This window comes from Actinophytocola sp., assembly GCF_045807065.1.
Taxonomy (GTDB): Bacteria; Actinomycetota; Actinomycetes; order Mycobacteriales; family Pseudonocardiaceae; genus Actinophytocola.
Genome location: NZ_JBJMIE010000309.1, coordinates 1 through 9,978 on the forward strand (window position 1 = coordinate 1; position 9,978 = coordinate 9,978).

Sequence of the window (9,978 nt, forward strand, 5' to 3'; positions counted from 1 at the left end):
AGGGAGCTGGCGAGGTAGCGAAGGGTAGGCGACACCGGGCTCAGGTCCCCCGGTTTCCCGAGGGCCGCCATGATCGGCTGCCATGCTCGCCCCTTCTCCAGCTCCCCCCCGTCGAACTGTGCATGCGGTTCTCCCGCACACGGATCATCGACGCCGTTCACCGCCGGCATTCGGTTTCTCCCGCCAGTCCTTGAAAGGCCTGGGAGCGACAACGGTTCCCGACAGGGAGATCAACCCAAGATGGTCCGGCGACTGATAGGCCAGCACCGACCACCCATACCCACGAGACCGCTTGTGACGCTTGGCAATGACCAACGCCATCTGAGTCCACACGTGATGCATGATCTTCTCGAAGCGAACCGCAGAGTTGCCATACCGAAAATACGCGGCCCAGCCACGCAGGAAACGGTTCACATCCTCCACGATCACCTCCACCGGAAGCAGCAACCGCGACCGCCGGGTCAGTTCCCTGATCCGGTCGCGGGCGTGCTTCATGGCCCTGTCCGCGGGCCAGCGAGCGAGAAACGTGACCGACCACTTATGGTTACGGCGTCCGGCAACCCGGACAAGCCGGTGATGAAAGCCCAGGAAATCAAACCCGGCACCACCGACCTCCAGATGCACTATCCGCGTCTTGGCTTCCTTCGGTTCTAAACCCAGTTCAGCCAACGCCGACCTCAGCCGCGCTAACGCGGCTTCGGCCTGCTCACGCGATTTGCACATCACCACCACGTCGTCGGCGAAACGCACCATCACCCCGTGCTGGCGCACATCCCACGCCCGGTCGATCTGGTGCAGATAGACGTTGCGCAGCAACGGACTGATCACTCCGCCTTGTGGCGTCCCCAGAACCGGGCGCCGCACCTGCCCGTCCTCCATCACCCCCGCGCGCAGGATCACACGCAGCAGCTTGAGCACGGACTGGTCACACACACGTTCCTCGACCGCTCGCATCAACTCGTCATGCGGAATCACTGAGAAGCAGTTAGCGATATCCGTCTCAACCACCCACCGGCGGCCCCGCCAGGACTCATCAATGAGTACCTGCAGGCCATCGTGCGCACCACGTTTTGGACGGAACCCGAACGAGCACGGCAACATGTCCGCCTCGAACACCGGCTCCAACACGATCTTCAACGCGGCCTGCACGATCCGGTCACGGACCGAGGGAATCGACAGTGGCCTCAACTCGTCCTTCGAACCCGGCTTGGGAATGAAGACCCGCCGGGCCGGAAGTGGCCGATACCGCCCCTCCCCCAACTCACCAGCCAACTCGTCAAGCAACCGGACAGGTCCGTATTCCTCGACCTCGGCCAGGGTGATCCTGTCGATACCGGGTGCGCCCTCGTTGGTGCGCACCGCGATCCACGCGCGCCACAGGACGTCTCTGCGGGAGACCTTGTCCCACAACGCATGAAACCGCCGCCCGGGATCAGCCTTGGCCGCCCGGTAAAGCGCATGCTGCAAGGCACGAACCGGATCTGCGGGATCAGATCCCACAGCGGCGGGAATAGCCACTTTGGACACTCACCGAGCCCTTCCATAACAGCACTACACATCGACGAAGCAGCGGCCCTTCCCTCACCGGCGGTTATGTTGTCCGCTCGGCTCAAGCAGTGTCGGGTCGGGGGAGGCCGCAAACATCTGTCCGCTACCTCCGCCCGCCCTACCGAACCGCTCGTGCAGTTTTCCCGCAAGCGGCTCTCAATGGATGTAGCCCTTCTGGCGGTAGTAGTCACGCATGCTGGGAATCAGTTGCAGGAGATTGACCAGACCGTATTCACCATAGAGGCGTGTCTCCGGCAACGTTCGCCATCCGGCGTTGCGCCACCGTTTGAACCGCCAACCCCAGATTCGTCTCACGATCCACAAGTTGAGCCGATTGAACAACCGACGCACGTTCGCCCGCCGATAGTACATACCCCAACCCCGAATCAGCGGATTCAAGGCACGGATCAACTCTTCCAAGGGAACGGCGATGCGGCGGCGCGTCAGCGCCCGCACCTTGTCCTTGAACCGGTCGATCGACCGTTGCCGAGGAATCGCATACAAGCCGATACCACCCTGCTTGAAACGCAACCCCTTACCCAGTCCGATCTTATAGCCCAAGAACTCGAACCCCTGGCTGACATGGACTATCCGGGTCTTCTCCGGGTGAATCCGCAGACCCAGTTCACCTTCCAGCACCGCACGGGCACTCGCCAGCACCCGTTCCGCTTCCTCGCGAGTCCGACACACAGCCAGCCAATCGTCGGCATACCGCGTAACCTGGAATCCAGCCCGCTCCATCCGCTGGTCGAAAACGTGCAGATAAATGTTACTGAGCAAAGGACTAACGACTCCGCCTTGCGGCGTGCCCGCGACTGTGCTTTCGTAGATGCCGTCCTGCAGTGCTCCGGCTGTGAGTATCTTGCGTATCAGACTCAACACCTTGCCGTCGGCGACCCGTTCCGCCACCAGGGCGACGAGCCGGTCATGCGAGATAGTCCCGAAGAAATCGGCGATGTCCGCGTCGACGATCCATCTCCCGCCAGCCTGCAGCTGTCCCCAGATCCGACGCATAGCCATATGCGCCGACCGCTTCGGGCGGAACCCGAAGCTGGTATCGGAGAACGTCGGCTCGAAAATCGGTTCCAGAACCTGCCGCATCGCCTGCTGGCACACCCGGTCGATGACCGTGGGAATACCCAGCGGACGCTTGGTCGTAGACCCTGGCTTATCGATCTCCACCCGACGCACCGGCTGCGGCCGATAATGACCGTTCGCCAGCCGCTGCCGCAACACCGTGAGATATCGACCCTGCTCACGTTCGAATCGGTCGATACTGATCCGATCCACACCACCAGCACCTCGGTTTTCTCGCACCCGCTCCCATGCCCGCGCCAGATTGCGCGGATCATGGATCTGCCCGATCAGCGAGTGCGCCTTCCGCACATGCACACGTTCCCTTCCTACCTGGCTTACCAGAGCGCCATCCCGAGTATCCTCAGCCAACGCCGCCTCGGTCATTGCCTCAGCAACCATCAGTCCGACGCCGCCTACTCACTCGACACCACACCCCCATTCACCATCTCCACCGTGATCCCTTCCCCGAGTCGATGCCTTTTGAGCCACCGCCCGCCGCCGCACCAACACGACGGTCCCAAGGTTTCTGTTGTTCCTTGGTTCAGCAGTACCGTGGATCACTCCGACTTCTCGCACGGCATCACCGGCGATTTCACCTCGCGGCTTATACGCCCAGCTACCCAACTCCGTCGAGCGGGACCATACGAGATCTCCCGGGGTAACACAGAGAACTTTCCCACCGCGCCGCCCGCACACACCTTGTTGTGTCCAGATGCCCCAAGTATTTCCTTCGCCCCCATAGTGCAGGCTCGGCATCATCTGGATCGGGCCGACCGGTTCGCCACATTCGGCTACGGCTCGGTGTTTCGCCTCAAACCCTTCAGACCCCACCTCACGGTGGGCGCCCTGTCCTGCGCCGCCGGTCAGCACGACACGACAGCCATCAAACTCCACCACCGCATCCACCTCCCAACAACGCCCAGCGAGGCATTACCCCCGCCTTCGGCTACGGACCCCGCTTGGGGCCGGTCCGACTGGACTTTCACCAGCAAGCTCTCTGCGCCGCCCGGCGCACACTACGGCCGCCTCCGACGCCCACCCGGCACGCCACCCACTTCCCGGAATACCGGTTATAGGGCACGCCGCTCCAGCAACACCAACCACCGCAGGTCACCGGGCCGGGGAGGGCCTCTCCAGTTCCCGCCGTCACCATCGATACGTTCCGCGCCCCATACGCCGGGGAGTTCTTCAGCGCCTGCACTTCCAGGTCTTCAGCGCCTTCCATGGCCTTCGCCCTGATGGAGGGGGCTCGGCACTCCCTGATCCCCACCCGAAGGCAGGCTATATTGACGACGCCGCAAGCTTCGCTTCATGCTACGGACCGCATCTTTGCTCCCCCTATTACAGGGCTTTCGACGCTGGGCTTCAACGCCGGACGTTTCCCTCCAACGCTGCCAGCCTGCTACCGGGCCTCCTGACAGCTACCCGGACCGGACTCACACCGGCAGGCGACGACGAGCTTACGAACACGAAGATCAGCTACAACAACACACAGCCTCACTTCCCGCCCTGCTGGACGCACTCCAGACCTTGTAAAGATTGTTCCTCAGATCGGACTCGAAGTCATCGATAGACTGCCTGTCCACCCCGGCGGCATCATTGTTGGTCTTGACTCTCTCGTATGCCTCCCACACCAGTCGCTTCGGAATGTCGAACGACTTATCCTGCGGTTCCGACATGCTCACCCGCTTCCTCCCGGAACAGTGTCCGGTTGTTCGTGCGAACAGATCGACAGATGAGCCGGCCCCTTCACTCCACCCCGATTACCAGAGTTTCCCCGCTACTACGAACCGGTCCGCCAGCAGACGCCGCGACGGTACTCAACGCCTCACGGTTTCTGCCGCTCGACGCGCTCCCTCTCGCCGCCCCAGCCACTCACGACCAGAACAGCGGTATCGGCATCCGCCTTCCCACGTTCCATGCAGAAGCCGCAGACCGGACTCGCGCCACCTCTACGCCGGACACCGCCTGACCAATAAACGGGGCACCCGCCAGGCTCATCCCGGACCCTTTTTAACCGCCCCGGTTTCGATGCCATCTACTTGCTTCGACGCGTCAACAACGGTTCGCTCACGCTCGCCTTCCCGGTCCCCACCTGACGCATCAACTGCGCCTTTTCCTCAACGCTCACCACGACGGTCTTCAGCCAACGCAGCTTGAGGCGGTTTGACATCTCCCCCCGCAGGGCGACGCCGAAGGGCCACACCTTCATCTCCTACACAGCACCACATCCAGCAAGGTCACCTACCTACATCAACCTCACCTTCCGCACTCGTGGCGCACCTAAAGAACAAGCTCAGTGCGGTCTGTAGTGTCGTTCCTGGTCCGCAGACGCGTTTTCATACGCCGGTGCTGTCGGGCACGGGCCTCGGCCTGGCTCCAGAAGGTCCGCGTCGGTGAAGTGCTCACCGCGGTCACCTGGGGCACGGCGCGTCGGTAGGTGCCCCGTCAGGCGCCAGCCGATCCAGCTCGTCCTGGATGAAGGGCCGGTCCGCGAACTCACCGTCGGCGTGGAATCCGTCCCTCTCAGCGACATTGAGACCGCCTGAGAACGCACCGACCTGCGCGGCAAACGCCTCGTCATGCTCCCGTAACGAAGCCATGCGCCGGTCCGATCCGCAGAGCTGTAGGCTTCTTCGGCCAGTTGCTCGAGTGATTTGTCCAACTCGTCCATCAGCGGCTGGCCGGTCGATGTGTCGATCGCGACGTCAGGATCGGCGCCGGGTAAGCCCAGACGGGTGACTTCGGTTGACTAGGGACCTTTGTCTGTCGACGTGATCGTAGAGTCGCGTCTATGTCGGGCGGTCAGATACCTGTATGGATCACGTTTGCTCTTGCTGCCATCGCCCTCGTGGGGTCGGTGGGAGGCGCCTGGATTGGGGGCAGGATCACTGCTCGACGGGATGACAGGAGATGGGAGCGAGAACTTGTTCGCGAAGATCTTCGGTGGAAGCGTGAGCGTGAACGTGAACAGTCGCAACGGGTCCATGACCTGCATCTTCACTGGCGTGAGCAGCGTATTGAAGCGTACGCCTCGTTTATCGCCGCCGTTGATTCGTTCCTGTCAGAGGTTTTGGTGTGGGTGCAGGAAGCGGACGAGCGGAGAATGACCCGCACGGATGGCGGGAGACTCAACGACGTATATCGAACCGTGGAGTCTGCGCATGTCGCCATTGAGATCGTGGCTTCGAACAACGTGCATGCATGTGCGGCCGACCTACTTCGGGTCTGCGACAAGGCTCAGGTTGAGATGAGGCAGAAGCACCTTCTGTACCTGTTCGGTGTTTCGTGGGCCAGGAATGAGATCAACCGCAAGTTCTTTCTCGCGCGAGCGCAAGCGAGAGAAGATGTGCAGATATCACGAGAACTGTTTATTCAGGGTATCCGCGCGGAGCTTCTTATAGAGTTGGGTCGAGAATCAGGCGATCTGAGTTGACGGCGTGCATGTCCGGAAGAGTGTGGCGAAGCTGGTGACGCTTCCATACGCGCTGAGGCCAGGAGTGGCGGCGTAGAGCGTTCGCTAGATTATTTAGGTTAGGACTTGGGTTATCTTGCGGTCTCGAGATGGTTCGGTGCCGCGGATTAGTGCGGGGAGGTGTCAACGCCTGTCCGTGGCACGGGCACGAAGTGGACCGGTTTGTAGCAACGACGCAACGAGAACCAATGAACGTCTACAAGAGACAAACAGTTTTTAACGCTTGACTTCATACGCCGAAGGAAGCGTCCATAGTCGTACGGCCCGACACACCACCGGATGCGCACCGGGGGCCGCACCCGCTCCGGCCGGGGCATGACCACCCAACCTGAACCGTCACCACTGCGAGGTAGTTCATGTCCACCAACCACACCCTTCGAGCCGTCCCCACTCCGGCGACCGACCCGGCGAAGCCGCGCACGGAGACCGAGGAGAAGCTGTGGCAGGCACTCCGGAACAACCCCGGCAGCACCGCCACCGCCCTGTCCACCGCCGCCGGAATCGGCAAGTCCACCGCACCCAAGATCTTCAACCGCTGGGAGAACGACGGCCCCGTCACATGCACCGCCGGGATTCCGACGGTGGTTCGCGCCCCGCCGACCGCTGGTCCATCACCACGACGAACGACCAGCCGACCGACGACCAGCCCACGGACGTCGATCCGGAGAAGCAGTCGGTGAAGTCTCAGCGGTTGGCACCGGGAGCGTTGCGCGGCATGGTCGAGGATTACCTGCGGGACAACTCGGGCGAGTTCAGTCCGAACTCGATCGACAGGGCGTTGGACCGATCCTCCGGGGCGGTACACAACGCGCTGGAGAGGCTGGTCGAGAGCGGCTATGCCGTGCGAACCAGTGACAAGTCGAAGAAGTACTCCCTCGCTGCGGCGACTGCGGCGTAGCAGTGCCCCCGTTCGCCGGGCAGTCCGTCTCGTCACGTGCCTACAACGGATCATCGTGGGGGCACGACGGCGTCCGGGGTTTCACGTTCCCGCGTAGTGGTTCCCGGGGTTGTGTGTCGCCCCAGGCGGGCAGGGAACTGACGGCGGGAGACGGACCCTATGGTCCGATCGTGGCTGTCGTTATCGTGTATAGCTCGGCGATGTCAGCGCACAGCTGCACCGCGATCGCCTTCAACCTGTAGCCGCGTTCGATCTCGGCCTGCGCGCCCCACACAACCTGCAGGTCCGCCGGGACATCAGGTTCAGCCATGATGAGTCCTTCGGGAGTGAACGCCGTCGGACCGCCGGCCGCAGTCGGGCGGTCCGACACGGCGTTTGTGACTCGGGAGTGATATCGAGTGGTGGTGGGTGGACTACCAATCCCGCCGGGTACAGAGGTCGGCGCGCAGGTCGGCCAGGAAGCGGCCGTCGGAGGTGCGTCGCCACGCGCTCCAGCCGTGGTGGTGTTTGCTGCTCAGGGTGGTCGCGGCGGCTGACGGGGTGGCGAAGACCCGCTCGCCGTCCGCGAGGAGGAAGGTGCCGTCGATCCGCAGCCGGGCGGTGTGGCGTACCTCGCCCGCGCAGCGCTCCTACACGAGTTCCTGCCGTCGGTCACCAGGTCAGGCAACATCACCTCACTCAGGACCGCGCCCGCCCAGCGCAGCGGCGAGGATCCGAGCGTTCGGAGGTGGCCTGCCCAGTCGGTCATGCATACGCGGATCTCGGGCACGTCCGGTGTCGACACGGCGATCACGCCCCACCCCTGCGTCGTGCGGCCTCACCAATGCGCGCAATGAGTCGTCCGAGCGCTGGACGCCGCGACCGGCATACGGTTGTGGCAGTTAATTGGAGTCGCATTCAGTCAGCCCCTTTTGGTTCCAACGGTTTGTGGTCGGATCGATGTGTATGGACGCTTCGTGCGCGTGGAGGTGTCAATGCCTGTACTAGGTGTATGAGGTCATGACGTTGGTGACGCCGGTGTGGGGCCGGCTGGCGGGTGGTTGGTTTCCGGCGGCGGTGTGGGGTCGATGGTAGTTGTAGTGCACGTTCCAGACATGTAGTGCTTCTGTGCGTTGGTGTTCGCTGGTCCAGGTGTGGGCGTAGAGGAATTCCTCGGCCAGGATCCGGTGGTAGCGCTCGACCTTGCCGTTGTGACGTGGTGTGTAGGGCGTGATCCGCTGGTGGCGGGCGCCGCGTAGGACGGTGGCGAAGTCGTGGGCGCGGTAGCAGGCGCCGTTGTCGGTGACCAGCCGGTGGATGTGGGTGATGCCGTGTCGGGCGAAGAACGCGCGGGCGCGATGGGTGAAGGCGATCGCGGTGCGGGCTTGCTCGTCAGGCAAGGCTTCGGTGTAAGCCAGGCGGGAGTAGCCGTCGATAGCCGTGTGGAGGTAGGTGTAGCGGGGCCCGGTCACCGCGTTGGCGGCCACGCACTGACTGCTTGGCCCGCTCGCTGCCGCGGCCGTGGACCCGCCAGCCACCACCATCGGGAATGACACCGACCTTCTTCACGTCGAGGTGAACCATGTGACCGGGCCAGCGGGCGTGGATACGACGCAGCTCACGATTGCTCTCACCGGTGGGGTCGAGGAACCGGCGCCGGTTCAACCCGAGGTGGATCAGGTGCCGGCTGACGGTGCGAACCGAGACCGTGACGTCCTCGCTGACCAGTTCGAGGGCGATCCGGCGGGCTGACCATTTCCGTTCTCGGCGCATCGTCTCAATACGCACGATGACCTGCGCAGACGTGGCGGTGGGCTGGCGGTGCGGGACGCTGGAACGATCCAGCAGCCCGACGTCGCCATACTGACGGTGACGGTTGACCCACTTTGACGCGCATTGCCGGGAGATCCCCATCTCGGCGGCGACATGCGCGATCGGACGCGTCTGACACCGCTGCACCAGACGGCGACGACCTTCCACAGACAACGGGGCATTACGGTGGAGCATCGAACGGGTCTTTCTGCTCGACGGGACGAGTTGGTGGTACTTCTCATCCTGCCGCTAGAAGACCCGTCCCTCCCTTTCAACCCCTACCGACCGTCACCAACGTCACGACCCGCAACAGCTAACACCCCTGAATTCCGAAAATGTGATTGGAAAGGACACAACCCATCCCCGACCTCAAGCAGTCCACACTGGAGGGAGTGATGCCGAGGGAACGCGAAGTGCTGGCGCTCATCGCCCGCGGGCTCGCGAACCGCGAGATCGTGGCCGTGTTCGTCGTCGAGGAGTCCGCCATCAGGACCCACGCCAAGCGGATCTTCGTGAGACTCAACTTCCGCGACCGCGTCCAGGCGGTGATCTACGCCTACGAGACCGGCCTCACCTAACCAGCCCCGTAGCGGTACAGAAGCCGTGGTGGGCGGCGCGCCTCCGCCGGTCCGCTCGTCGACGTCTATTTCTGCTGAGTCGGTTCCCGCTCCAGCAGCGCCGGTCGGCCGTTCGCGCCGGTGGGCACCGGGTAGAAGCTGTGGTGTGTACCGGGATCGACGGTCACCACGTGCGCGTCGGCGGCCAGGTGATCAGAGCCCGTAACGGTCAGGCGACGGTCTCGCAGGTCGAGAACGGTGACTGTGCCGCTCTCGGCCGCTACGTAGAGCCGGTGCGCGTTCTGGTCGTAGGACAGCACATCCGGTTCCTCGCCAACGGGGTCACGGTCGACGACCTTTCCGGTGGCGAGGTCCACGGTCAGCAGGGTGGCGTTGCCGTCGCATGCCACGAACGCCAACCGGTTACTGGACTCCACGGCCAGGCCGTGGTCATGGTCGCAGCCGGGTAGCGGGAGCCGTTCGGTGACCTCGAACGTGCCGGGGTCGAGCACGGCCACGTCGTTTCGGCCCTGGACCGCCACCAGCATGCGGTCCGCGGCCGGGTCGTAGACCACGTTGCCCACTTCGCCGCCCAACGGCACCGTCGCGCGCACCGTGCCGGTGTTCGCGTC

The 9,978-nt window shown here is 63.4% G+C and carries 8 protein-coding genes and 2 pseudogenes; 3 read left to right on the forward strand and 7 right to left on the reverse strand.

The features are described from left to right. Window positions 1-144: 144 nt before the first annotated feature. The 3 genes from ltrA (ACJ73U_RS17760) to ACJ73U_RS17770 all read right to left on the reverse strand — a co-directional run bounded on the left by ltrA (ACJ73U_RS17760) (window position 145) and on the right by ACJ73U_RS17770 (window position 4,837). On the reverse strand, window positions 145-1,527 hold the full coding sequence (gene ltrA / locus ACJ73U_RS17760) for a group II intron reverse transcriptase/maturase (RefSeq protein ID WP_407778752.1): 1,383 nt from the start codon (window positions 1,525-1,527) through the stop codon (window positions 145-147). Between the two features lie 177 nt (window positions 1,528-1,704). Then, window positions 1,705-3,024, reverse strand: a complete 1,320-nt coding sequence (gene ltrA, locus ACJ73U_RS17765; protein WP_407778753.1) for a group II intron reverse transcriptase/maturase — start codon at window positions 3,022-3,024, stop codon at window positions 1,705-1,707. A 1,639-nt stretch (window positions 3,025-4,663) separates the two neighbouring features. Beyond that, complete coding sequence (locus tag ACJ73U_RS17770; RefSeq protein WP_407778754.1) at window positions 4,664-4,837, reverse strand: hypothetical protein; 174 nt, start codon at window positions 4,835-4,837, stop codon at window positions 4,664-4,666. A 582-nt stretch (window positions 4,838-5,419) separates the two neighbouring features. On the opposite strand from ACJ73U_RS17770, the gene ACJ73U_RS17775 reads away from it, so the two are divergent. Then, entirely contained in the window at window positions 5,420-6,061 is a 642-nt protein-coding gene (locus tag ACJ73U_RS17775; protein ID WP_407778755.1) for a hypothetical protein, read from the forward strand. A gap of 598 nt (window positions 6,062-6,659) precedes the next feature. Continuing rightward, a complete protein-coding gene (locus tag ACJ73U_RS17780; protein ID WP_407778756.1) occupies window positions 6,660-6,998 on the forward strand; it encodes a hypothetical protein in 339 nt (112 codons plus the stop codon). A gap of 157 nt (window positions 6,999-7,155) precedes the next feature. Here the strand turns inward: ACJ73U_RS17780 and ACJ73U_RS17785 are convergent, their stop codons facing one another. The 3 genes and pseudogenes from ACJ73U_RS17785 to ACJ73U_RS17795 all read right to left on the reverse strand — a co-directional run bounded on the left by ACJ73U_RS17785 (window position 7,156) and on the right by ACJ73U_RS17795 (window position 8,984). After that, on the reverse strand, window positions 7,156-7,308 hold the full coding sequence (locus ACJ73U_RS17785) for a hypothetical protein (protein ID WP_407778757.1): 153 nt from the start codon (window positions 7,306-7,308) through the stop codon (window positions 7,156-7,158). 103 nt (window positions 7,309-7,411) lie between these two features. Further along, window positions 7,412-7,600, reverse strand: a pseudogene (locus ACJ73U_RS17790) (hypothetical protein); the annotation flags it as partial. Window positions 7,601-7,981: 381 nt separating this feature from the next. Continuing rightward, a pseudogene (locus ACJ73U_RS17795) lies at window positions 7,982-8,984 on the reverse strand (IS481 family transposase). A 200-nt stretch (window positions 8,985-9,184) separates the two neighbouring features. On the opposite strand from ACJ73U_RS17795, the gene ACJ73U_RS17800 reads away from it, so the two are divergent. Next, window positions 9,185-9,367, forward strand: a complete 183-nt coding sequence (locus ACJ73U_RS17800; RefSeq protein WP_407778758.1) for a response regulator transcription factor — start codon at window positions 9,185-9,187, stop codon at window positions 9,365-9,367. Window positions 9,368-9,432: 65 nt separating this feature from the next. Here ACJ73U_RS17800 and ACJ73U_RS17805 read toward each other — a convergent pair. Beyond that, the coding region (locus tag ACJ73U_RS17805; protein WP_407778759.1) for a YncE family protein at window positions 9,433-9,978 on the reverse strand (546 nt) is incomplete at its 5' end.

Bases quoted from the DNA above. Each gene is read 5' to 3' on its own strand.
- ACJ73U_RS17800 (WP_407778758.1), top strand. From the start codon at position 9,185: ATGCCGAGGGAACGCGAAGTGCTGGCGCTCATCGCCCGCGGGCTCGCG.
- ACJ73U_RS17785 (WP_407778757.1), bottom strand. From the start codon at position 7,308: ATGGCTGAACCTGATGTCCCGGCGGACCTGCAGGTTGTGTGGGGCGCG.
- ACJ73U_RS17770 (WP_407778754.1), bottom strand. From the start codon at position 4,837: ATGAAGGTGTGGCCCTTCGGCGTCGCCCTGCGGGGGGAGATGTCAAAC.
- ltrA (WP_407778753.1), bottom strand. From the start codon at position 3,024: ATGGTTGCTGAGGCAATGACCGAGGCGGCGTTGGCTGAGGATACTCGG.
- ACJ73U_RS17775 (WP_407778755.1), top strand. From the start codon at position 5,420: ATGTCGGGCGGTCAGATACCTGTATGGATCACGTTTGCTCTTGCTGCC.
- ACJ73U_RS17780 (WP_407778756.1), top strand. From the start codon at position 6,660: ATGCACCGCCGGGATTCCGACGGTGGTTCGCGCCCCGCCGACCGCTGG.